At 45.8% G+C, this 23,622-nt stretch carries 18 protein-coding genes and 1 CRISPR repeat array; of the genes, 11 read left to right on the top strand and 7 right to left on the bottom strand.

Features of this window, described 5'->3' with window-relative positions; translation table 11 throughout:
• Window positions 1-172: 172 nt before the first annotated feature.
• Entirely contained in the window at window positions 173-916 is a 744-nt protein-coding gene (locus QXT17_RS04610) for an MBL fold metallo-hydrolase (protein WP_342814424.1), read from the top strand.
• Window positions 917-1,016: 100 nt separating this feature from the next.
• Here QXT17_RS04610 and QXT17_RS04605 read toward each other — a convergent pair whose 3' ends face one another.
• Window positions 1,017-4,169 carry an N-6 DNA methylase gene (locus tag QXT17_RS04605; protein WP_342814425.1) on the bottom strand — a complete coding sequence of 1,051 codons (3,153 nt, stop codon included), beginning with the start codon at window positions 4,167-4,169 and terminating at the stop codon, window positions 1,017-1,019.
• Window positions 4,170-4,758: 589 nt separating this feature from the next.
• On the opposite strand from QXT17_RS04605, the gene QXT17_RS04600 reads away from it, so the two are divergent.
• On the top strand, window positions 4,759-5,562 hold the full coding sequence (locus tag QXT17_RS04600; RefSeq protein ID WP_148682110.1) for a hypothetical protein: 804 nt from the start codon (window positions 4,759-4,761) through the stop codon (window positions 5,560-5,562).
• 75 nt (window positions 5,563-5,637) lie between these two features.
• On the opposite strand, the gene QXT17_RS04595 is transcribed toward QXT17_RS04600, so the two are convergent.
• A complete protein-coding gene (locus QXT17_RS04595; RefSeq protein ID WP_020962904.1) occupies window positions 5,638-5,988 on the bottom strand; it encodes a hypothetical protein in 351 nt (116 codons plus the stop codon).
• A gap of 111 nt (window positions 5,989-6,099) precedes the next feature.
• On the opposite strand from QXT17_RS04595, the gene QXT17_RS04590 reads away from it, so the two are divergent.
• On the top strand, window positions 6,100-7,017 hold the full coding sequence (locus tag QXT17_RS04590; protein ID WP_020962905.1) for a CBS domain-containing protein: 918 nt from the start codon (window positions 6,100-6,102) through the stop codon (window positions 7,015-7,017).
• On the opposite strand, the gene QXT17_RS04585 is transcribed toward QXT17_RS04590, so the two are convergent.
• From QXT17_RS04585 to QXT17_RS04575, 3 genes are all read right to left on the bottom strand, one after another.
• On the bottom strand, window positions 6,998-8,275 hold the full coding sequence (locus QXT17_RS04585; protein WP_020962906.1) for an Nre family DNA repair protein: 1,278 nt from the start codon (window positions 8,273-8,275) through the stop codon (window positions 6,998-7,000). The two genes, QXT17_RS04590 and QXT17_RS04585, sit on opposite strands and share 20 nt — an antisense overlap.
• A gap of 107 nt (window positions 8,276-8,382) precedes the next feature.
• Entirely contained in the window at window positions 8,383-9,447 is a 1,065-nt protein-coding gene (locus tag QXT17_RS04580; protein WP_187147003.1) for an alpha/beta fold hydrolase, read from the bottom strand.
• Between the two features lie 69 nt (window positions 9,448-9,516).
• On the bottom strand, window positions 9,517-10,353 hold the full coding sequence (locus tag QXT17_RS04575; protein ID WP_052885675.1) for an aldo/keto reductase: 837 nt from the start codon (window positions 10,351-10,353) through the stop codon (window positions 9,517-9,519).
• Window positions 10,354-10,441: 88 nt separating this feature from the next.
• On the opposite strand from QXT17_RS04575, the gene QXT17_RS04570 reads away from it, so the two are divergent.
• The 3 genes from QXT17_RS04570 (at window position 10,442) to QXT17_RS04560 (ending at window position 14,879) form a co-directional block, all read left to right on the top strand.
• A complete protein-coding gene (locus tag QXT17_RS04570; protein WP_020962909.1) occupies window positions 10,442-10,843 on the top strand; it encodes a hypothetical protein in 402 nt (133 codons plus the stop codon).
• A complete protein-coding gene (locus QXT17_RS04565; RefSeq protein ID WP_342782965.1) occupies window positions 10,833-13,430 on the top strand; it encodes a hypothetical protein in 2,598 nt (865 codons plus the stop codon). The genes QXT17_RS04570 and QXT17_RS04565 overlap by 11 nt, the downstream gene beginning before the upstream one ends.
• Before the next feature lie 63 nt (window positions 13,431-13,493).
• The gene (locus QXT17_RS04560; protein ID WP_020962911.1) at window positions 13,494-14,879 is read left to right on the top strand and encodes a thymidylate synthase; all 1,386 of its coding nucleotides are present in this window, start codon (window positions 13,494-13,496) and stop codon (window positions 14,877-14,879) included.
• A gap of 6 nt (window positions 14,880-14,885) precedes the next feature.
• On the opposite strand, the gene QXT17_RS04555 is transcribed toward QXT17_RS04560, so the two are convergent.
• Window positions 14,886-16,124, bottom strand: coding sequence for a SufS family cysteine desulfurase (locus QXT17_RS04555; protein ID WP_342783021.1), 1,239 nt, complete (start codon window positions 16,122-16,124; stop codon window positions 14,886-14,888).
• 134 nt (window positions 16,125-16,258) lie between these two features.
• Here QXT17_RS04555 and QXT17_RS04550 point away from each other — a divergent pair, with 134 nt between their 5' ends.
• The 3 genes from QXT17_RS04550 to QXT17_RS04540 are packed head-to-tail and all read left to right on the top strand — an operon-like array spanning window position 16,259 to window position 20,234.
• Window positions 16,259-17,851, top strand: coding sequence for a phenylalanine--tRNA ligase subunit alpha (locus QXT17_RS04550; protein ID WP_342782964.1), 1,593 nt, complete (start codon window positions 16,259-16,261; stop codon window positions 17,849-17,851).
• 11 nt (window positions 17,852-17,862) lie between these two features.
• Window positions 17,863-19,536, top strand: a complete 1,674-nt coding sequence (pheT, locus tag QXT17_RS04545; RefSeq protein WP_342782963.1) for a phenylalanine--tRNA ligase subunit beta — start codon at window positions 17,863-17,865, stop codon at window positions 19,534-19,536.
• Window positions 19,503-20,234, top strand: coding sequence for an HAD family hydrolase (locus QXT17_RS04540; RefSeq protein ID WP_342782962.1), 732 nt, complete (start codon window positions 19,503-19,505; stop codon window positions 20,232-20,234). The genes pheT and QXT17_RS04540 overlap by 34 nt, the downstream gene beginning before the upstream one ends.
• Window positions 20,235-20,246: 12 nt before the next feature.
• Here the strand turns inward: QXT17_RS04540 and QXT17_RS04535 are convergent, their stop codons facing one another.
• Entirely contained in the window at window positions 20,247-20,867 is a 621-nt protein-coding gene (locus QXT17_RS04535) for a hypothetical protein (protein WP_052886515.1), read from the bottom strand.
• Between the two features lie 117 nt (window positions 20,868-20,984).
• On the opposite strand from QXT17_RS04535, the gene surE reads away from it, so the two are divergent.
• The gene (surE, locus tag QXT17_RS04530) at window positions 20,985-21,818 is read left to right on the top strand and encodes a 5'/3'-nucleotidase SurE (protein ID WP_244870340.1); all 834 of its coding nucleotides are present in this window, start codon (window positions 20,985-20,987) and stop codon (window positions 21,816-21,818) included.
• A gap of 152 nt (window positions 21,819-21,970) precedes the next feature.
• Window positions 21,971-22,534: an NTPase gene (locus tag QXT17_RS04525; RefSeq protein WP_052886517.1), complete on the top strand. Its 564-nt coding sequence runs from the start codon at window positions 21,971-21,973 to the stop codon at window positions 22,532-22,534.
• Window positions 22,535-22,876: 342 nt separating this feature from the next.
• Window positions 22,877-23,621: a CRISPR direct-repeat array (repeat unit 25 nt; unit sequence GATGCAACTCAGAAAGAATTGAAAG).
• Window position 23,622: the final 1 nt, after the last annotated feature.

The raw sequence follows: 23,622 nt of genomic DNA, 5'->3' as shown, positions 1-23,622 counted from the left end.
AATAGTAGAATTCCACCTAGACGACGTCTACACAAAGATGCTACAGGACAAGAAAACCCAACACAGAATCTCCGACCTAAACGTTATACAGCTTGCAAACAAATAGCCCTAAAAAAGAGAAGCACCCTCATAAGCCTTATAAAGCAGGACACACAGATGGTTTTTGATTCCCATGCTCATGATTTATAACGATGGAAAACATAAAGTAGCAGTTTTCAGGGAACTAACACCCAAAGGTGCCGTCCAAACAAACCAGCTCACAATAGTCCACGGCGAAGAAGCACTACTAGCAGACCCAGGAGGAAGAGTAGTCTTCAGCAAACTAATGTCCGAAATCTCTGTAATCGCACCAGCAACCAAGATAAAATACATCTTCTACACGCACCAGGACCCAGACGTCATGGGTGCCGCCGCAAGCTGGTACACCGCATTACCCAACGCAAAGATACTCCTACCAGAAATATGGGCAAGATTCATACCACACTTGTTCCCCCCAGACACAAACATAACAGAAAGACTCATGCTAATACCGGACAACGGCACAGAAATACAGCTCTCAGACTGCACACTAAAACTCATACCAGCCCACTTTCTACACTCCCCCGGAAACTTTTCACTATACGACCCATGCTCAAAAACGCTCTTCTCAGGCGACATATTCGCTTCACTCCTACCACCGGGCACAGACTACGACACAGCACCAGACATAGACCAGCACATACAATATATGGAGACCTTCCACAAAAGATACATGGCCTCCAACAAGGCGCTAAAGGCATGGGTAGCCAAGGTCAAAAACCTAGACATAGAAACAATCATACCGCAACACGGCGCAATAATCAAGTCAAAACCCCACATAGAAAAAGCCCTACAGTGGCTCGAAAACCTACAAGCAGGAATAGACCTCTTATACTAACCATCATGATAACAAGGTTATTTCAATTATTTTAAACAGAGAAAAACAAAAATAACCACGTTATCATCAAAAATAACTTAGATATATCAAAAACTAAAAATTATTCGTCTGCCTCAGATCCCTGACTAGATACAAGTTCTAGGGCTTCCTCTAAGCTCTCTCCGTCAACAATTGAATTTATCATCTTAACAATTTCCTTAAACTCGTAGTATTCAGCTATCTTCATTAAAGCGATTCTCTGGTTGTCATAGCTAATATGTGGCGCCCCTTCGTGAAGTTTCTTTGAAAGCTCTGAAATAAGCATACTTATTTTATCATCCATGTTTTTTATGGATAAGCCAGCAAGATACAACGCCAGAAGTGGCCTAGCAAACTGATGTCTAATAAAAGCTCTCCCTTTGCTAATCACCTTAAAGGCGAGATAGTTAAGTATAGCTGAATAGTAATAGGCGCATATTTCATCTTTACACTCGATATAGCTTACGTGGCTATCAACTATTGTATTCTCTTCGGGCCTGAATGCGAAAGCCGAAAATATCCTGTCGCATCTATATGCTACATAAAACTTGTTTGTATTCAAGGTAATGATTTTACTGGGTTGCCTTAGTTCTTCGCTTAACCTCTCAATTTTCTTGCTGATTTCACTTGTAACATAACGTTCATTTAGACTCAAGGCATCACGTAGAAAATTCTTAAGTGATTCTTCACCTTTTGACGAGAGAAGAACCTCAAGTTGCTTACGTAGCCTAAAAGGATTAATTTCGCCTACATAGACAAGTTTATAGATATTAATCCCGTATTCATCTAACATCTTTCGAGGAACAACAAGCTCTTTGTTCGTATTATGAAGCCTAAAAACAAACCTAGCATCGCTAAAATTATATTCATCAAGAACCAAGCCTGCATATTCCTCCTCACTTTTCTTCCTTTCTCCACCCAGTAAACCCATTATGTAGAGTCCCTTTGGATAAATTTTTTCAACTCCAAGTTCTTCGGCTAGCCGTTCAAGATCCTCAGAGAAATAAAGCAAGCCAGGCTTAATGTATTCGTCATAGCTTTTATTGAAAGGCTTGACCATCAGATAGTCTTTTATCTCGTCAAGCTTGAGACGCTTGCTATACCTTTTGTCTTCTGGCAAAACTAGTTTGATTACATTAGCCTCTGATGTGAAGCGAGAACCCTCCTGCGTTTTCTTGACAACTATAACTGCAGGATAAATACCATGCTCAAAGACGTCAAAGTCAAAATCAAAAAGCTTCACATGGCCCCATTGCTTCTTCATAAAGCTTTTAACAATACAGTATGTAGCCACTATTCCGGCAGGTATCGGTGTCTTGTGATTAAATAGCTGATCTCTATTCATTATAAACGCCACACCCTCATTAGCAAGCTCTAGAGATCTTGCAAGGCCAGCTGATGCAATATCAGCTCCAGCAATTAGCTGTCCTGTTTTTCTCGCATCAATTTGTTTCTTTTCTTCTTTCTTCTTGTCTTTTTTCTCTATACATTCCTTAATTTTTTCAGACATATTTTCTCTGATTTTTTCCGAATAAGGTGCATTATACTCCGTAACAGGGATCCATGGAGGATTCGTGACTATAATATCTGCTTTAAATTTCTTTAATGCAAGCGAGGTGTAAACAGACATTAAAACAGTACTCCAAACATCGTTACCTTGATGCGTATGAATTAGATTGGCTATCGTAGAAGCTACAGAATCCTTTCTAAAATGTTCGAGGAAACTTTGAATAAAGATATCATTGCTGTTTTTCAAGTCTTCAAAAATCTGCTCATTAATTTCTCTCTCCACACATTCTTGTTCTAGTCCACAACTCTGATAAGCAAACCTAATTGCAAGGGCGATGCTTCTCTCCAATGTTCTTAGACTTGCTAAAATGTCAGAAGTCTTCTTCCACTGTACCGCGTTAATGTTGATTAGATATTCTAGGTAGGAAGATGCTTTCTCTAAAATATCCTCTAATCCGGGAAACACTATACTTTCTTCTCCAAAGAGCGTAGCGAAGGTGTCGATCTGATAAACATGAGGAGGGTTGTCGGGTTCTTTGCCTGTAGAACGCTTGTAAGCCATAACCATTTCAGCCCTAGCAACGGCAACAGCCAGGGGATTAACATCAAAACCGACAACCTCGCCGAAAGCTTCGTCAGGCTTCTCGTTCAATTCTATCTTCCTATGAAAGGTTCTTACAAGAAAAGTTCCTGAACCACAAAACGGATCCAAAACAATTTTATTTTTCATGTCAAATTCATTAACAATCATTTCTACAAGCCAGGGAGGCGTATAGTATTCTCCTAGTCTCCTCCTTACAGGAGGCTCCACGAGAAATTCATACAAAGTCCTAAAAACGTCTTCTGCAGTATTCTGGGACCAATCAACTAAGCTGGCTCTTCTAATAATCTCATTTAACACTTTTGTCAGGTTTATCTTTGTTTCACTAGCACGTAAGGCAACTCTCCACCAGTTCAGATAAGGCAAAGCAACATCAACATTCAAAAGCGAACCACTACAAATGTCCTCTGCATTGCCGCTTTTCTCGAGAGCAATCGACAAAGAGGCCAAAACAGCCATATGCATATACGTGTGACGGATAAAAAGGTCCTCAAAAAACTCTTCACCAGCCTCACCATATAACATTCGCATTATTCCCTTATATGCTTCATAGAGTGGACTTATTCTCGGATCATTTTTTAACATGCCGAAAATGTTTCTAAGATTTTCCAGAAGCTCATTGATGTTTAGTTTATAAAGAGCTTCAATGTTTCTGGAAATGGGAGGAATCTTAAATGTCCTTATTTGTGGGATAACCTGAGTCTTTAAAAATTCTTTTGCCTCTTCTAAGCCACATTCTGTTATAAGCTCAAGACCAGTTTCTCTTACACGATAAATTCTCCACTTTGACCAATTCGTCAAAATGTAAAAATTTGCTCTAGAAACAACGGGCCAATACTTCGAGGTCGCATCTTGAACGGCTGCGTCAAACTCTTGCTCATATGACTTGAATTCGAAAACCACTTGACCTCCAAGTAACATGTCAACAGCTTTTTTCTCAGTCTCGGACACGTAGACCTCTTGAGGCATTAAGAGGTCTATCTGTTCCCTAGACAAAAGCTGATCCAGCATTAATAGGTCGGGATTCTTCTCAATCTCGTACCTTGCTCTAATAGCATCTCTTAAAAGCCAGGTGAGAAGACCTACTGTTTTCACCCTGACATTCTCGTGTAACTTACTTGACATAACAAGTACCCCTTGTCCATATGTCTAATGCTCAACAAGCTATAACCCACACAGCTCATAAATCATTCCTTAAACCACTATAAATTTGTAATTCATAGGTACGCCAAAAACCTTCCTGAACCATTAATACACAAAAATCGTAACCAGCATAAATCTTGAACCCTCTGTATTGCAGTTATCTCAACGAAAAACTAATAAATTCCACGAATACTTATTCTAATCAGCCCCGTCAGCACCGGCGTGAATCCGGGCGCGGGGACCAGCCCCGCGTAGCTCAGCGGTAGAGCATCCGGCTGTAGCCCATAGCCCGCGGCGACAGGCGTCAAACGCTGGAATGAGGCCGCGGCAGCCGGCAGGCACCGGAGGGCCCCCGGTTCGAAACCTGGTGCTGACGGGTTTTAGTTGTTGCTTGTCTTTTATCTGGGAAGTGATGCTTGTGAGTAATACTTATGTATATCATGTATGAAACCTTAATGGGAAAAAGATGAAGCGAGTTTTAGTTTTCATGGCTTTAGTGGGTACTTTGCTTGTTATTGTTTCTTTGACTTTTTACTATTATCCTCGTCTTTTGAAGCATGGTGCTTCTACATTGGAAGAGAAATTTAGGCAACTCTACGCTTCTAACCCAGACTTTAGGCTATCAGTTGATGAGCTTAGGCGTATGGTTCTGGATCCTGACACGCCTTTCGACAAGGAGATGGCGCGTAAACTCTTTAACTCTGTTCTCAGGGAGCTGGGTGTATCTGAGATTGACTCCCTGCATTTTAACTATGGAAAGTCGGTTTATGGGCGTGTCAACAAGAGTTTTCCTACTGTGAGATGTGATTTTCCTAGCGATTTTCATCTAGTAGTTGTACAGCCAAAGACTGATGTTGAGGCTGGCAACTCTCTTGAGAAAGTGTATTTTTGTAGCTATGAGATAAATGGAAAAAGTGTAGTAGAGGTTACTCTTGTCTTTAGGAATGAAAGGAGCCCGTCTAGCACTCTAGAGGATGCATGGTATGAGGCTTGGAGACTTATTTCGTGGGGAAGGTCAAGGGATATAGAGACCTTTTTCGTGGTAAGGGAAGGAGAAAAAACATATGTTGATTTTTCAGGGCTTGGGCTTGTTCTCAACCAGACATTGTCTTTACGGCTTGTAAAAGCTATAGGCAGTGGCTCCAAAACGTATAGCGAGTCTGCCCACGAAGAAGAAAAAATAGAAATCAGCGGCCCCAACATTACAATCTATGTCAACACTTATAATCATGCTCTAGGCCTAAAGGACAATAATCCAGGTCTTGAGAAGGTGATTTTTAGAGTCACGGAGAGCAATTCTACACTAGGGAGACGGGTAGATGCTGAGAATGAATTCTCCGACATCCGCTACATAAATGAACTTGTTGGTCTCTAGCTAGTGAAAGAATCATGGTGTTAAAGATAAAATAGGTTTTCTAGCAGTAAGTCCAAGAAGAAAGCTCCCGTGACTTTATACCAGCTTTATTTTTGTATTGTTTGCTTTGGCCTTTTCAAGTAGTGTTTTAAGTTTTTCCCTGTTGACTAGTGTCTTTGGGACTGCTAGGACTGGTCTAGCCTTGAGGAGCTGGGCTTTCTTAGCTATCGATTCAATTGCCTGGTCTATGTTCTGGTTAGGTTTCAGTACTTCGATTGCAAATGTTTGCTTGTTTCCTTTGGCTATGATCGGGACAGGTCCCAGCCGTGTTGGGTGATTTATTTCTACGTGGAGGCCAGCATAGAGGTATCGGGTCGCGACTTTGCCGATGAGTCCGTACTTGTTTACGAGGGCTTTTCCTATGAATTTTTGTCTAGGGGTCGTCATGGGTGCTCATTATTTCTTCCTGATTTTTGTTTTTATTTCTTTTTTCGACTTTTGTCTAATGTTTTTTAGGTTAGCGTTAAATATTAAGATGAGTTAATTAATTGTTATCGCATGGATATTCCGCAGAGCCTTTACGAGATACTCCTCGCCATAGTAAATATATATAGTTCCGAGAAGCGGCCTGTCACAAGTGTCGAGATCGCCGAATACGTGGGCAAAAGCGACGGAACAGTTAGAAACGTGATCTCGGCCCTGAAGGCTATGGGTCTCGTCGAGGCAAAGACTGGGCCCGGAGGCGGCTATGTCCCAACAGTCAAAGGGGCTGAAATAGCTAGAGGCAACGTGGCGTTTGATAAGTTATGGGAGCCCATAAGGCTCATTATAAATGGTAGGCCCACACAGCTGTACGTACTAGAGCTGGACTTCATGGGCTTGGGCGGGCCACTCTCGCCAAAGGTTGTTTTAAAAGTTGTGGGAAGCATGCACCAGGTAACAAGGGGCTCGCGGGTCGTCGTCGGCCCTACACAGGCTACACGCGTAATTGTGAGAGGCGAGGTTGTAGAGGTGAACTCTTCTAGGCGCGAAATCCTAGTAAATGTAGAGTCAATGGTTGCAGTGCCCAGGCTAAAGGCAAGAGAACTCATGACTGGCAACGTGTTAAGTGTCTCCCCGGGCGAGTCTCTACGGAAAGTCGCAGAGATAATTTTGGAGAAAAACATTAGGGCTCTACCTGTTGTCGACGGCTCGGGCAGGCTAGTAGGGATAATTTCGGCGCAACACATTGCAAAGGCTTTTCTTAGGGGCGAGTTCACTGCTTCGGTTTCTGAATACATGGATAGAGATGTCCCTACAGTCACGCTAGAAGAGGACATCTTGGACATAATGAGGCTCATGGACAATAGAAACGTGGGAAGAGTAGTTGTGGTAGACGAACAGGGGTCTCCTGCCGGCATAATAACTAGGACTGACATATTGAAGACGATGACAAGGATGTTCGACTTTTCCGCCCCTAGCCGAGAAACTCCATAAGCGTTTTCTGCCTAGTAGCCACATTGATAAAGGTGCTCCTCCTAAGAGCTACCTCGAGAGGCGTCTTTAGCCTCGTTTTTATTGCTTCTAGAGCCTCTCGGAGAGACTCATACCTTTCAGGCGGCCTGCCTAGTGCGGCTCTAACACTTTCTCTGATCTGCCAGTTGCCAACAGGAGCAAAGTACTCAGGCGTAACTTCTCTTATTGCAAGTACCCTTGCTTGCCTCCCCCTCTTATAGAGATTCTCCAGGACAGGAAGCCTAATCGCGTCGTAGCCACCGTCCTGGCCAGAAGGCCTGCCATCGCTGTACTCATGTATGAGAGTCGTATAGGGCTCAGCGCCTGGCACCCACACAGAGTTCGGCAACCATATCTCGACCATCTCCATAAACCATGGCCCCGGCAAAAACAAGAGTACATAATTGTTCCCAATGTAGCTAGAAGTATAGACCTCCACACCACTTATCTCCGGAAAAGTCTTTACCTTGCTCAGCAGATAGTCTCCAATAGCCCTGTCAACGGCGGTTATCGACCACCTTGTTGGGACAAATTTTTTGTCGACGCCGAGGGCCCCAGAAGACAACAGCCTCTGGAGATAGTACACATCGAAACCACGACTATAGAGCTCTATGAGGGCCTCCCTAGCTTTAACCCTGTCAGTAACAAGGCTGTCGACCCTCCTAGGAATAACAGGGTTACTAGTCAAACTTATTTTTTTGACTTCAGCCGAGAACCCCACAGGCTTCACCAATGGGTCAAACCTCATAGTGAACACTGGTGGGCGACTAAGAAACACCTCCGACTCTACAGGCCTAATAGACATTGCCGCTTCCTGTACTGCTTCTGCAATTCTATTGGAGGCACTCCTGACCCTCAAGACCCTGTAGCTGTAAATCATAGACGCCCTAAGCTTAATTATGTCCAGTAGGCCCAGCCTCCCCCACCAAGAGCCCGGGTCTTCAAATAGAGGAGCATTATCCCCCTCTGCAAGATTCACCCCGACCCTGACGTAGGGGTAACCTTTCTCTCCGACAAGTAGAGATGGTGGAGAAGGAGCCGCAATGTCCCTTGCCTCCTTTAATTTCTCAAATATGCCTGCCTGCTCCTTAAGCCTCAGAAGAATATGACAAGCAGGCAAGCCACACAGCCTACGTGAGCCCTTGCACCTAGCACACATGTATGGCTTGGGACGAGTAACCAGAAGGCTCGACTCCCCTATGTTTGTAAAGATGTCTTCAGTAGCATTTGGGCTTTCCACAGCTTTCTTCAGGTATTAAAATACAGCCACAGGTATATTAGCTCTTCTACACTTCCCGTGGTATTAAAACATTGTTACATTAACAATATGAAGAAAAAGATAGAAAGCTACCTTACAAAGTCTACAAACTTGTTTAGGAAATCTTCTGGCTTTTCAATAAAGGGGGTATGGCCAGCTCCCTCCACAGTAAATTTCTCGTAGTATCCTCCTCTCTCAACATAACTCTCTAAGAAACTCCTTATCTGTTTAACCATAGGTTGAGGCGGAAACTTATCTTGACCAGGATAGCCAGGAATAAAGCCCATAAGGCCCAGAGTACCTACGTCCAGTAGCGACGAATCCGAAACAATAACGTCCTTTGTTCCATGCACCCAAAGGATAGGAGGTTTCTGGGCAACATCTAGGAGTCCCCGCATCTTTAGATACTTGGGACTCATTGCATTTAATACGCCCCTAGTTCCGGGGGCAACATAGGGCCAGTTGGGGCTGTCAACATAGTCGCCAGGATAATTATCCTCATTTACCTCTGCACTAAACAGCATTTTCAACAACTTGTTCAACAGCTCTTCACTAACAACAAAGTCGTCTGCAAAAAAGGTCTTAGCCACATTTGCAGGCGCGGCTGGATGATCGACCCCCGTATATTTTTCCTTCAACAAACGGACAAAGTCGGGGTTATACTTTGCGACAAGTCCAGCACCAGAACCCGCGTAGTCGTCATAGCACGGCGTTCCATGCTCGTCCTTTGTACCTCCAAAGCCGTAGGGAGACATTGGATCCACTATTACAACTTTCTCGATTTTTACCTGGGCAGGAGCATCTATCACTGTTTGAAGCGCCACTGCTCCGCCTAGACTATGACCAACAACAATATACCCTTCATACTTGAGCTGTAACATCAACTGCAAGATGTCATCAGAAAAATCTTTCAAGCCACGAGTAGCATCAACCGGTTTTCTACCACTTTCGCCGAAACCTCTAAGATCAGGAGCAACAACGTCATACTCGCTGGGTATCTTTGGCATAAAGTCTTCCCATATTAGAGAGGATGAAAGGTTTCCATGTATCAAAACAACTGCCTTTTTACTGTTTCTCGATAGAAACCTATAGCTTAGAGAAAAGTCTTTTGAAAGCTTCCTTGAACGCAACTCTACACTAGACGTAAAACTCACACCCCTCGGCACCCATTTTATCCTGCAAGCAATTGAAATAGCCCGTGGTTAACTACCCACACAAATCCTTCAAGCCTTGAGCTCCCTAAACCTTTCAGAGATTAGTCTCCAGTCTTCCTGGCTAAGCCTCCACCCCATTGCTCCCGCGTTTTCCTCCACATGTTTAATGCTAGAAGCCTTTGGTATCGGCACCACTGGATTGATCACTATGAGCCAGTTTAAAGCAACCTGTGTAGCAGTCTTACCATACTTCTTACCAATATCTGCCAAGAAGCTATCCTTCGAGAGTTGCCCCTTCTCAAGCGGGGTATAAGCTAGATAAAGCATGCCCTCTTTCTCAGCATACGGAATCACAGTGTCCTCGTCCCTCCTATCCAGCAGGCTAAATTTGTTCTCGACAGCCACAATATCCTCCCTGCTTAAGCAGCTCCTCGCCTCCTCTATCAACTCCAGCCCAAAATTACTCACACCAATAAACTTGGCATACCCACGAGAAACCACAGCCTCTAGACCCCTCATCGTCTCGCATAGAGGAACCTCTGTAGGAGGCCAGTGTATAAGGTAAAGATCTATGTATGTCCCAAGCCTCCTCATACTTGCCTCTGCAGCCTTCACCACGTCATCGTACCGGGCATGTGTGGGCCAAACCTTCGAAACAATAAACAAATTGTCGCGCTCAAAACCACTAATAGCCCTTCCCACTATCTCCTCGCTGTGCCCAGCGCCGTACATCTCTGCAGTATCAATGAGAGTCATGCCGAGCTCGATTCCCCTCTTCAATGCCGCTATCCACTTTTCATCCATACTTGTATCCTTGCTCCAGAAGCCGCCGCCCACGCCCCATGTCCCCTGCCCAAGGACAGGGAGCCACCTATCCATCTTCTTAAAATATTTTAGGTCAGCCATAACCCTGTAGATCAAGACCACGCTTAAATGTCTTAGCCTAAAGGTAAACAATAAGTATTGGTAGACCAATAACATTTATAGAAACATAATGCAGGGGCAAGCAGAAGTAATAGGGGCAGTTCTATTACTCGTAATCGCGGTAGCACTCTGGGCGATAGCATGGAACATATTCTACCCAACATACCAGCAGGCATCCCAGCGAATCGAACGAGAAAGACTACTGGCAGAAAAAGGCCTCAGGGAATACATCCTCGTCGAGAGAATATACCTAAAGAACGGTCATATCTGTGCATGGATAACCAACACCGGCGACGTCCAAACAGAGCTCGTCTCACTATACCTAAACAACACACTCGCATGGAGCGGCTATATAGACCTAAAAGCGGGCTCCTCGACAGAGGTATGCACAAGCCAAACAACCAAGGCGACCTACAGGGTCAAAGCCTGTAGCTACACAAACTGCTTCGAGGTGACAGACTATGTACCGTAGAGGCCAAGCCTCCGCAGTAGGAGCAGTTTTCCTAACCCTAATCGTAATCCTCCTAGCCGCACTCATAGCAAGGCAAATCCAAGTCCAAACAGAAGTCCAAAAAATCGCATCCGAAACAGCGAACCAGAGAAGCGGCGAAGGACAGCTCTCCTTAACCCTAAACTACACATACCTGACTTCCTCGCTTGGAAAAATAAACAATTCACAATACACATGCATACAAAGTTTGGATGGTATAACGTGTAATTTTGATTCACGACTTTCAGGCGGAACACATACATTGACGCTAAATTTTTCAGCAACAAATCCTCCCAGCTATTTCTATAATGTCACAAGTAACCTATATCTCTCATCCAGCGTCACTGTGCAGGCAACCCTATATGAAAACAATGGTGGTATTCTCATTGCTAGGAGTACCTACACTCTTCCAGCAAATTCTCCAATCATTATAACTAGTCACTTTGTAAACTATACACTTATCTTCTCGTCTACCTCTCCTTTCAGGATATCAATCGACTTTCTCAATTATACCTTCCAAGCCTATAACTCGACAGGCTTCTACGCAAAAATAACCAACATCGGCCCCAGCCCCACCAGGCTCTATGGTCTATGGCTCCTCAATAGCACCTATGCCAGACGCATCAACACTTCGACATGGCTTGAACCAGGCGCCTCGCAGACGTTTTCGGTTAATCTACCAGTTAGTAGTATCTCAGAGATAAGAGCTGTTACAACTACAAGAATAAACATATTTGAAATAAACATTAGGCCGCCAGCTTATACTGGAGCTCCCGGACCAGGAGGAGCTACATATCCTCATTTTACAATTTATTCTTATAATAGTAGTATTGTTGGTGCTCCTTCCTCTAGCGAGAGGCTTGTTGTTGGCCTTGTTAATGATGGTGGTGCTAGTGGTGTGGCTGTTGTAAGGGTCTTGGATTCTAGTGGTAATGTTGCTAGTTCGGCGTCGGTTAGTCTTTCTCCTGGGCAGAGGACAGATGTATCTCTGAGTGTTGTTTTGCCACCGGCTTCTGGCAACTACCAGTGGAGAATAATAGCTATAAACAATGTCACTGGGAACCAGGACGACGCGAAGACAGTCCTAGTACAGGTTGTCACTTATACGCCTGTCTTCTATATAGCTTCCTATACGGGGAATATTACTGGCGCTGTGTCGTCTAGGCAGCTCTTCGACGTGACCGTCACGAATAGTGGCAACGCGACTGGCACAGTTAGGGTGAGGGTGCTGGATCAAGCCGGCAACACGGTTAACGGCACGGTGCTCGCTGTCCCTCCTGGCGCCAGCGTTGCCACAAGCCTAGCCTTGACTCTTCCATCTAGCAGTGGCACGTACAGCTGGACAGTGCAGGCTGTAGACAATGCTACAGGCACTATACACGACTCGAAGCCCATAACCGTTAGGGCAGTAGTCTACCAGCCGAAGTTCAGCATCCAATCATACAACACAAGCATAACTGGCGCGGCAGGCTCGAAGCAGAAAATAGTGGTAGCGGTAGCGAACACTGGAAACGCCACCGGAGCCGTCCAAGTCAACATCATAGACAACAACGGCAACACCCTGAACAGCACGACCCTATCAATACCAGCCGGCCAGACAGCCACAACAACACTCACAGTAACCCTACCATCTAGCAGGGGCACCTACACGTGGAGAATAAACGTGACAAACCAGGCCACAGGAAAAATAGACGACACAAAAACACTACTAGTTACCGTAAAGGACATCTACTTACAGAGCAGGTGCGCATTGATCTATACCCCCTTTGAATCCTTGCCCAGCGGCTGGTCCAGCATCGGCGGGTCATGGTCTATAGCTCCCGGCTACGGCGTTGGCGGTACGAGTGCTTTGAAGGGCGTGGACAACGATGCTGGCCCTGGAGGTGACTCAGTTTACTATTGGCAGAGCAGTGTCTCTAGTTACGCTAATCTTTATGCCTTAGTTCAGGTTACAAATGTAAATAGCAACGATAGAATTTACGTAGGTTATGGTCTGTTGGAGAGTGCAAGTAGCAGTTCTCGGTTATATGAAGTGTCCCTGTATGCTCGGGGACAGAGTGTAAGGTTGAATATTTACCTCTGGACTGGGGCCTCCTGGATAGAACTTAGCAACATTGATGTTCCTTACTCAGGCACAACCTACGTGTTGTTCTTGAGTTTTAGCAAGTCGGGGACTTTAAACTCTATCAGTGCAACGTTATATGATCAGGGCGGTAATGCCCTTGGCTCTACTTCATCTACCAATTCTTTATTCAGCGTCAATTATTTTGGACTTATCGTCGATCAAGGAACAGGCTACTTCGATAATCTGGTTGTCGCTAGTACATGTGATCCTCGGTATGTGCAAGTTAATGGCTTGAGTTCTGGCTGGACTGCTGAGCTTAGGGACTCAAGTGGTAACCTGGTCTCCTCCGCAGTAGCGGGCAACTCTGGAACCGCTACCCTCAGTGTGCTTAAGTTGCCGGTTATTCTCAATGGCTCAATAATAATTAAGGATCAGTACGGAAGCGTGATAATACAGAAAACATTTAGCCAAGTAGTGGGAGGAGACACCTACTCCTACGGATAAATTGTCTTTATTTTCAGCGTTATCTCCAATACTTTTCTAATACGTTTTGTTTAGAAGTGTGTAATGGTGTCCAAGGAGATCGAGATAATTAACCCGAACTCCAACGTAGCTATAGCTACTTTATGGACGAAAAAAGAAATAGTTGTTGAAAGGCTTAAGAAGCTAGGAGTCGCCGACATGGTTAACATAGTAGGGACCCTCTACACAAAGTACGGGATAAACTATCTGTTACACACCTTTTCCCATAACCCGCGACTAGACGTCTTGATACTGTTTGGGGCAGACATTATGGGTAGCGGCGAGGCGCTAGTCAAACTCTTCAGGGGCGAGGTTGACAAGGGGCTGAGCCTAATGTGGAGTCTCGAGGAGCTTGCAGGAGTCTTATCAACCATTAGGCTCATCGACCTCAGGGAAGAATTCAAAAAGGGCAACTGGCAGAGCCTCGTAGAAGCTATAATAGGGAATTATAGACCTAACGTCTATAGAGAAAGGCCTATACTTTCCCTTAGGGAGGCACAGGTTGCCTCATGGCCTATCCAGACGGCTGGGCTCTACATACAGGAGAAGAACATTTTCCGGGCATGGGTAAAGCTCGTCGATGCAGTGATGACGTGGGGCTTTGTTAAGGATACTGAGTATAATGAGAGACAGAAACAACTGCTGGGCGCCTCCGTGGTTCTCAATTACTCGGAGCAAATATATGATGGGCTCCTTAACTATTTCTCAAGAGAAGAGCTAGAGCGCCAAGCAAAGTCCCTATTTGAAGGGGAAGATAGTGTCGCCTATACCTATGGTGAAAGGCTGAGAGCACACCCCCAAGCCGGAGACCAGATCAAGCGCATGATCGACAAGCTTGCCCATTCGCCATCAACGAGGAGGGCAATAGCTATAACCTGGGACTTTTCAAAGGACTTTACATCAAGGGATCCACCCTGCCTCGTCCTCCTTCATGGCGACGTTTCGGGAGACCGGTTCAATCTGGTAGCTTTCTTTAGGAGCCACGACGCCTATTCTGCCTGGCCAATCAACGCATATGGGCTTGTGAGGCTTATGGAATACTTTGCAGACGAGCTGTCAAGGGAAACTGGAAGAAAAATCTTTCCGGGAACATTAACGGTTTACAGCTCTTCTCTACATATATATGAACACGACTGGGCTAGGGCGAGTGGACTCGTCGAAAACCACTTTGAGAAGGCTAGGTCTGTCTTTGTAGAGGACAATAAGGGCAACTTCCTCATAAGGGTGGAAAACGGAGAAATAGTCGTAGAGCTTCGTACACAGGAGGGTCTCCTAGCTAAAAGGGTCTCCGGCAAGTCTGCGCAAGAAGTTCTAAGGAAAATCAACCTTAACGCGCTGATGCCTGAGCATGCCGCATACTTGGCCAGGGAGGTCTACAGGGCTGAACAATGCCTGAAAAACAACAAGCCCTATGTACAGGAGGAGGCCTAGGGCGAACTAGCTTTTAGCTATCTTCTTGATCTTCTCAAGGACCCTCGCAAAGTACTCGATTTCTTCCTCAGTGTTATAGAGGTATAGGCTTGCCCTGGCCGTACCCATAGGTGCACCTAGCCTCTTTACAAGTGGAAGCGCACAGTGGTGACCGCTACGGATAGCTATCCCCTCTAGGTCCAGCATAGAGGCAACCTCGTGAGGAGTCAGGCCTTCAACATTGAAGCTAACAACTCCCAGTCTATCCTTTACTTCCAGCGGCCCATAGATCTTTACCTCTAGGTCTTCGAGCACCTTTAGCAGGCGCTTTGTCAACATTTTTTCATGTTCCTCTACTTCCCCCATTCCCAATGTCTTTAGATACTCTACCGCCCGTGCAAGCCCAACTGCCCCCGCCACATTCGGGGTTCCAGCCTCAAACTTGTGGGGCGCATGGAGCCACTCAGCGCTACAATTGTCCTCCTGGCACTCAACTAGGGAGATTGCGCCGCCCCCTGGAAATGGAGGCTCAAGTTTTTCTGCCAGCTCTCTCCTTATGTAGAGCCCGCCTATCCCCATTGGTCCCAGCATTTTGTGGCCAGAGAAGGCAAAGAAGTCGGCGTCTATCTCTTTTACATCGATGGGCATATGGGGGGCACTTTGGGCCCCGTCTACAAGGCAGACGGCTCCATGGCTATGCGCCTCTCTACAGATTTCCTTAACAGGGTTAACTACTCCCGTGACGTTACTCACATGCGTCACTGCAACAACTCTTGGGCCCATAGCCAGGGCTTTATCAAAGTCACCCATGTCCAGCCGGCCCTCCTCGTCCACGTTGACTATTCTCAGTCGTGCACCCGCAAGCTTGGCCACACATACCCACGGCAAAAGGTTGCTGTGATGCTCCATCCTAGTAGTTAAGATTAGGTCGCCTCTGGATATCATGCCGGAAGCCAGTAGCGAGTAGGCGGCAAGGTTGATTGCCTCGGTTGTCTGCTTGGTGAAGACAAGCTCGTCTGGCATAGCGCCTATAAATGCACTAACTATTTTCCGCGACTCCTCGTAGGCTTCTGTCGCCCTTAAGCCTAGCTCGTGGACGCTTCGACCAACATTTGCATAGATGGTTCTGTAGAACTGTTCTACTGCCTCTAAGACCTGTATCGGCTTCTGGGTGGTAGCGGCGTTGTCAAAATATACAAGTTGCTTTCCGTGAATTTTCTTTTCTAGAACCGGGAAATCTTTCCTAATGCCTGAAACGTTCAGCAAAATCTCCACCCAATGCTATACCGAAAAGGAATACTTAAAATCTTTTATTATACGTATTTTTCCTCTAGCAACAACGTAAATGAATAAATATGATTCGCCTGTCAATACTTAGAACCTATTATCAAGGGATCTAAATGAAGGAAACACATTTCCACGCAAACGGGCAGACGCCGGAAATCCTGCTACCCCGTCAAAAAAAGATTTTAGATGCACTCCTCCGAGGCAAAAATGACCTAGACGAGATAGCACGCTCGATAGGCGCTAAACGCGAAGACCTAATGCGTGACATAGAAGAGCTAAAGGCTAGGGGGCTCATCGAGGTTCAACGGGAAGAAAGAGAAATAATTGTTTTGACCGAGGAGGCAAAGAGATACCTCGAAATAGGTTTGCCAGAGGAGAGGCTAGCAAGTCTTCTCCAGAAGATCGGCACTCTGAAGAGAGGCGAAATCCTAGAGGCATCAAAAAGACTAGGCGTATCCTTTCTGCAGGACGAGGTTCAGCCAGCAATCACGCACCTGGCAAGAGCAAAGGCAGTTACCTTCATAAATGATGCACTACAGCTCTCAAGCCCAGAAAACGCGGAACATCACGTCTCCAAAGTTAGAAAAATGCTAGAGAGCATAGAAAAAGGGGAAACTCGAAGCGTCGATATAGATTACCTAAAGAAAAGAAAACTAGTTGAAACCAGGAAACAGGCAAAAATTTACCTCTCCCCGACCGCGAAACTGCTTTCGCTAAATGAGCTGGGCCTCATCAGGGAAGCAGAAGTAATAACAGAGCTCACAAGCGAGATCATAGAATCCGGGAAGTGGAAAAACGCAGTCTTCAAAGAATTCGACCTCAGCGTAGAGATACCGGCACATCCATTCGGCAAGAAACACCCATACCTCGAGTTCCTAGACTGGATCAGGGAAATACTAGTCTCTATGGGCTTCGAAGAAATGAAGGGTCCACACGTCGAGCTGGAGCTCTGGAATTTTGACGCACTTTTCCAGGCACAGGACCACCCAGCCCGGGAAATACACGACACCTACTTTGTTAAAGGAGGACTCCTAGGTAGCGTGGCCGACAGCGAACTCCTCAAAAGGATAGCAAGCGTCCACGAGAACGGCTGGACCACGGGCTCGAGGGGCTGGGGCTACAAGTGGGACCCCCGCAGGGCACTACGCCTGATCCTAAGGACACAGACCACCGCTGTCTCTGCGCGCACGCTCTATTCCCGAGGCGAAGGAAAATACATGTGCTTCTCCCTCGACAGGGTTTTCAGACCAGAGAACCTCGACGCTAAGCACAGCATGGAGTTTTACCAGCTGGAGGGAATAATTGTGGGTCCACAAGTCACATTCAGAAACCTGCTAGGTTTCTTCCAGGAAATGGCCAGAAGGCTGGGGCTAGGCGAAGTAAAAGTCAAGCCAGCCTATTTCCCCTTCACGGAGCCCAGCGTAGAGGGCTTCATAAAGCATCCAAGCCTCGGATGGATAGAGGTTTTCCCCGGCGGGATGTTTAGACCAGAGATGCTGTCAGCGCTTGGACTAAGGAACGTAAATGTTGCGGCGTGGGGGATAGGAATAGATAGAATAGCGATGACTGTTCTCGGTATAGATGATATACGGCTACTCTTCGCCCAGGACCTAGAGTACATAAAGGGCTCTAAGCGTCCAATCCCACAAAGTCTAATTATGTATCCGGGCACTAATACAACGGCACTCTCGGACAGGAACATTTAGGTGATAAACACATGCCAGTAATAGAGGTTAAAATCTGGGACCTCGAGAGGCTCGTGGGGCAGAAACTAGAAAGAAGCATGCTAGAGCAGATTCTTCCAAGCTTGAAATGCGAAGTAGAAGAAATAACAGATGACACTGTTTCATACGAGGCCACACATGACAGACCAGACCTCTATTCTGCCGAGCTCTTATCCATATACATAAGGGGGCTCCTAGGAATAGAGACAGGCCTACCTAGGGTCAAAGTAGTAGAAAAGACCGAAAAGGCAGAAATAAATGGTCCAGACTATAGGCCCTATGCTCTCTTCGCCGTAGTTAGAAACGTAAACCTAGACGACGAGGCAATAAGACAGCTGATGCAACTACAGGAAAAGGTGCACATGACGTTTGGCAGGAATAGGAGAAAAATCTCTGTTGGACTCTACGACCTCCGCGGCATAGAGTTCCCAGTAAAGTACACAGTTGCGGATCCAGACCTAAAAATGAAGCCCCTGGGCTTTGGCTTCGAGATGAGCCTAAAAGAAGTTCTCAAGAGTCATCCCAAGGGTATAGAGTATGGGCACCTGGTGTCCCAGTACGACAAGTATCCAATAATTCTCGACGCCGAGGGGAAAGTTGTAAGCTTCCCACCCATAACCAATAGCGAAGACTTCAGGGTGACAGAGGAAACCCGCGATGTCCTCATAGATGTAACCTCGACAGACCTAGAGTCTGCAAGAAGAACCATCACGCTTTTTGCCTACGCGGTCTCCATGAGGGGAGGAGAAATACAGCAACTACAGCTCTCCGGAAAGATAAACGAGGTCTCGCCCAGGCTTGAGCCAGACATGATGAGGTATCCCGTAGAGCTCAATAAGAAGCTCCTGGGCCTTGACATTGGTCTAGAAGAGACGATGAGATTCCTTGCAAAAATGAGGATGGATGTCTCACCCATAAACAGCAACGAGCTAGAAATAAGGTACCCCTACTTCAGGACAGATATCCTTCACCCAGTAGACATCTCAGAAGAAGTGGCAATGGCATACGGATACAACAATATAGAGCCAGAAGTAATGCCGCCCCTACATCCGGGACGCGAACACCCGCTAGAGGTCTTCACACGCGCAGTACGCGAATCTATGATAGGTTTAGGCTTCATCGAGGTCAACAACTACATGTTTACTAACCCAGGCCTAATGTATGATAAGATGAACGTCCCAAGGCAGCCAATAATCGAGGTCGAAAACCCCCGGCACGAGGCCTATACGGCTCTGAGAACATGGATAATACCACAGCTTCTCAACATTCTCTCTAGTAGCAAACACGCCGGCTACCCCCAGAGAATATTCGAGACAGGAGACGTTGTCTTGCCAGACGATAAAAGCGAAAACAGGACAAGAGAAGAGAGACACCTAGCATTCGCCATAGCAGGCAAAGGAACAACACTCACGAACGGCCTATCTGCTGTAAAATCTCTCTTCAACATGTTCGGCGTACCTGTCAAATTCGAGAAATACAAGCACCCAAGCTTCATAGAGGGCAGGACAGCACAAATAGTGACACCTGAGGGTCCAGCAGGCCTAATTGGAGAAGTTCACCCGCAAGTCATAACAAACTTCAACCTAAACGTACCAATAGTTGCAGCCGAATTAAACATAGAAGTGATACACAAATGCTATCTCAGCCAGCAGAAAAAGGAGCATTAATAGACCTCTGGGGAACAATCCTCTACCCAGCGCCAAGCCTAGAAGAATACACAAGGGAAAGAGCCAGAAAAATCCTACAAGTGTTGCTAGAGCTCGGCATAGATACAACGGAGCAAAAAATATACGAAACCTACAGGGCGACCCGTAGCCTCGCAGACAAAATTAGAAACTTTACAATGCTCGAGCTATCCCTAGAAGGGGAAGTAATCCTCCTACTAGACAAGCTTGGAATAGAGCCCAGAGAAGAAACAGTAAGAAAGTTATCGGAAGCCTTCATACACCCATACGTCTCGATGGTAAAGCCTGCCCCAAACGTGAAAGAACTACTGGAAACAATCAAAGCCCTAGGTTTCAGGCTCATACTAGCTTCAAACACTATGAGCACGGCCCACAGCCTCCAACTACTAAAGACACACGGGCTATACGAACTATTCGACTACCTAGCATTCTCAGACAGCATAGGCTTCCGAAAGCCCCACCCAAAATTCTTCTCACACATAATAAGCGTGACTGGAATTGTCCCCGTGAAGAGCTTCTTCCTAGGAGACGAAGAAGTAGACATAAAAGGAGCAAAACAGCTAGGCTTCAAGACCATCGCCTATACAGGCTTCCATCCCTACACTGGAAACACCCAGCCAGACTGCATAGCAGAAAACCCTGAAAGAGTAAAAGAGTGTATAAAAAGTCTCGGAATATAAAAATAAAAACTCTTATTCAGGAGGCGGTATAGACCTCTTTAATAGATCCACGTGCTCGTCAGTGAGAAGCACCTCCCTATATGGCGCTAACGCTGGTTTTCCATCGGCTATCTTTACTCTGTTAAAGAAGAACTTTTTCGCGTTTAGATCCGCAGTAAAGACCCTGATTTCCGGCAAGCTTTCAAGCCACCCTCTAATCTTGTCGTCCGATAAAACAGTTGAGAGTTGTTTCGTCGCAATCCAGACCCTTACATGTATAGCTAGAGCCTTTCTATATCCAGCCTCCATAAGTGCCCTGAAAGTCTTAATCGCTGCCTCATTTACAGTGCTGAGTTTCTGTTCACCCCCATACGAGATATAGACAACTTCGAAGTCGCTGGAAGAGACCTTTTTCGCTGTCTCGCTGATGTTTTCATCATAGGTATAGACGACTCCAACTCCATCCTTATAGCCACTGTAGTAAGTAAAGGAGGTTAGGGCCGCAGTAGCCATTCCAGCACAAATCCTGTCGGGATAGGTTATCACTGCTACCTTCCTGTAGCCATCAAACAAGTGCTCACCTACCAGCCTACCCGTTAGACTTCTAAGATATAGCTCTTCTGAAAGTGGAAGTAGAGATGCTTTACCAGACATTTTTTCACCATGACAATGTCATAACAAGGTTTTTCATATTTTTGTTCGAAAAACAAACTAAACTATTAAGGGAAACACTCGAAAAGCCAATAGCTAACAGAAATTACGTCAAGACGTATGACAGGCAAAATTTTTCTAGGAGAAAATGAATATGAGTTAAATGTGAAAATACTGGTAACCAATGACGATGGGCCATTTTCGCCCGGCTTAGCGATCCTACGCGAAGCAGTAAAGGGGCTGGGAGAAGCCATAACTGTTGTCCCTGAGACACCGAAATCTGCGACAGGTCTGGGTCTCACTCTTCACAAACCTTTGAGAGTCAACAGGATAACGTCAAATGATGACTTCATATATCTGGTCTCAGGCACGCCGAGCGACGTAATATACATAGCTATGAACGTCATATCCGGGAAGCCCAACCTAGTAGTTTCAGGGATAAACATAGGCGACAATCTCAGCGTGCAGGTCATACTCACCTCTGGCACAATAGGTGCAGTCTTGCAGGCCGCAATAGAGGGTGTCCCAGGCATAGCCTTTAGTGCTGCTGTTGATTCCCCAGAGGAGCTAGAGGAAGGCGAATACAGGAACTTTATCCTCAAAGTCACCCGTTTGGTTACACGTATCGCTATAGAGGAGGGTCTCCCGAAGGGAGTCGATGCATTAAACGTGAACTTTCCCCCCATAATCGCAAACGAGGTAGTAATAACAAAGCCAGCCGTGAAAAGATTCTCGACTTCTGTAGTCAAAAGAAAAGACCCCCAAGGAAAGCCGTACTACTGGCTATACGGCTCGCCCATCGAGGCAGAAAAAGGCACAGATGTCCACGCGGTCCTAGAAGAGGGAAAAATAGCCATAACCCCACTAAGCATCTCCAACGTCTTCTCGTCTGTCCCCGTCTCAATAGAGAACCTAGTCAACAAGATCAGGATGGAACTAAAGAAGCAAAGCTAGAGAAACCCCCAAATTTTCTACAAGCCGACACGCTATCCGAGAATCTTCATGGGACATTGACAGCATGGAGATAACCCTTAAGCTCGTGCATCTCTTCCCGAAAATCAAAAAAAACAAAGCTAAATAAGACCTAACAAGAGATAAGGTCTTTGATGGAGAAATCCAGCGTAAAAAACTTCTTGGTGACCGGTAGACCCGGAATAGGAAAAACAACCTGCGTAATAAGAATAGCCGAGATCTTGACCAGCAGGGGCGTCACCGTCGGGGGAATGGTAACCTACGAGGTTCGGGAAAAAGGAGAAAGAATCGGTTTCAACATCAGGGACGTATACACTGGGAGAGAAGGAGTCCTAGCCAGGACAGGTCTAACCCAGGGGCCACGAGTCGGCAAATACACGGTGAATCTAAAGGACCTAGAGACAATCGGCGTAGAAGCCATAAAAACCGCCATCCAACAAGCCCAAGTCCTCATAATAGACGAGATAGGGCCCATGGAGCTATACAGCAAAAACTTCTACACAGCCGTACTAAGCGCCCTAGACTCCACTAAACCAGTAATAGCAACAATACACGAGAAAGCCCCAAACTCCCAAGAAGGAAAAACCATCCTACAAAGAAAAGACGTCAAACTATACACATTGACACTCGCAAACAGGGAAAACATGCCACCAATGATAGCAAAAGAAGTCGCAACACTAATCACGAAAACGGCATAAACAAGCAACACCTGGCCCATCACTGGAACAAACTCCCCAGAGCCACATATCCCAAGATCGCCGACTCCTACACGTCCAAACACAAATTAATCGTAAATCATTGTAAAATACTTCCCAACACGTAGCCTAAAAGTTATTTATGAAGTTTCTCGTCGAGAGAGTTATTTTAAACAGAGATTACGGGAAAACTTCCCGACCTCAAACGGGGTGTTTCGGGAAAATTCCCTAACGGGAAGTTTCAGAAGTTTCTAATGTGTAAATTTGAGTGCTAGGGCAGTTTTGCAGACTTCTTGATAAAAATAAACGTTAAACATATAAACCCCTCCTGGGTAAAAAATTTCGGATGCAACTCAGAAAGAATTGAAAGTGCGCTATGCGAAGCTCAGGGAGACTTTTCCAGAACTGCAGATGCAACTCAGAAAGAATTGAAAGACAGGCTAGAACGACAGCTTGCACCTACACCAACAACAAGCTAATGATGCAACTCAGAAAGAATTGAAAGAGAATCATCCTTGCCACGCCACTTGAGCTTCTCCTCCCTGATGCAACTCAGAAAGAATTGAAAGAGGATGGAAAGATAAAGGTCACGGCGCTGAAGAAGCTCAGATGCAACTCAGAAAGAATTGAAAGGTCATAGAGGACTACAGGCCAGACATCGGCATCAAGCCTTGATGCAACTCAGAAAGAATTGAAAGGTTGGGCATACTCTTTGTCCGCCAAAAAAAATCTTTGAATGATGCAACTCAGAAAGAATTGAAAGCTCCCTGAAGTGCTCGTTTAGAAACCTCTTGAGGAGCCAGGATGCAACTCAGAAAGAATTGAAAGTTCTCGTAGTCCACGACCCAGAGCTCGACCGCGTGTATAGCCGATGCAACTCAGAAAGAATTGAAAGACGCCCAGGTACTAGTAAACGCCCCACAGCCGGGAACAGATGCAACTCAGAAAGAATTGAAAGCTAGACAAGTCTTCCTCAACTACAAGAAGATATACAACGATGCAACTCAGAAAGAATTGAAAGTCCAGGGCCTAGGCTTAAGGTTCCCAGACCGCTAAAACTTTGTTGATGCAACTCAGAAAGAATTGAAAGT

It is taken from the genome of Thermofilum sp., from assembly GCF_038871435.1.
Classification (GTDB): Archaea; Thermoproteota; Thermoprotei; order Thermofilales; family Thermofilaceae; genus Thermofilum; species Thermofilum adornatum.
Note: the sequence above shows the minus strand (reverse complement) of the source record. Positions and strands in the feature narration are given on the sequence as shown.

Bases quoted from the DNA above. Each gene is read 5' to 3' on its own strand.
- QXT17_RS04590 (WP_020962905.1), top strand. From the start codon at position 6,100: ATGGATATTCCGCAGAGCCTTTACGAGATACTCCTCGCCATAGTAAAT.
- QXT17_RS04525 (WP_052886517.1), top strand. From the start codon at position 21,971: ATGGAGAAATCCAGCGTAAAAAACTTCTTGGTGACCGGTAGACCCGGA.
- QXT17_RS04565 (WP_342782965.1), top strand. From the start codon at position 10,833: ATGTACCGTAGAGGCCAAGCCTCCGCAGTAGGAGCAGTTTTCCTAACC.
- pheT (WP_342782963.1), top strand. From the start codon at position 17,863: ATGCCAGTAATAGAGGTTAAAATCTGGGACCTCGAGAGGCTCGTGGGG.
- QXT17_RS04550 (WP_342782964.1), top strand. From the start codon at position 16,259: ATGAAGGAAACACATTTCCACGCAAACGGGCAGACGCCGGAAATCCTG.
- QXT17_RS04535 (WP_052886515.1), bottom strand. From the start codon at position 20,867: ATGTCTGGTAAAGCATCTCTACTTCCACTTTCAGAAGAGCTATATCTT.
- QXT17_RS04605 (WP_342814425.1), bottom strand. From the start codon at position 4,169: ATGTCAAGTAAGTTACACGAGAATGTCAGGGTGAAAACAGTAGGTCTT.
- QXT17_RS04575 (WP_052885675.1), bottom strand. From the start codon at position 10,353: ATGGCTGACCTAAAATATTTTAAGAAGATGGATAGGTGGCTCCCTGTC.
- surE (WP_244870340.1), top strand. From the start codon at position 20,985: ATGACAGGCAAAATTTTTCTAGGAGAAAATGAATATGAGTTAAATGTG.
- QXT17_RS04540 (WP_342782962.1), top strand. From the start codon at position 19,503: ATGCTATCTCAGCCAGCAGAAAAAGGAGCATTAATAGACCTCTGGGGA.
- QXT17_RS04595 (WP_020962904.1), bottom strand. From the start codon at position 5,988: ATGACGACCCCTAGACAAAAATTCATAGGAAAAGCCCTCGTAAACAAG.
- QXT17_RS04570 (WP_020962909.1), top strand. From the start codon at position 10,442: ATGCAGGGGCAAGCAGAAGTAATAGGGGCAGTTCTATTACTCGTAATC.
- QXT17_RS04610 (WP_342814424.1), top strand. From the start codon at position 173: ATGCTCATGATTTATAACGATGGAAAACATAAAGTAGCAGTTTTCAGG.
- QXT17_RS04560 (WP_020962911.1), top strand. From the start codon at position 13,494: ATGGTGTCCAAGGAGATCGAGATAATTAACCCGAACTCCAACGTAGCT.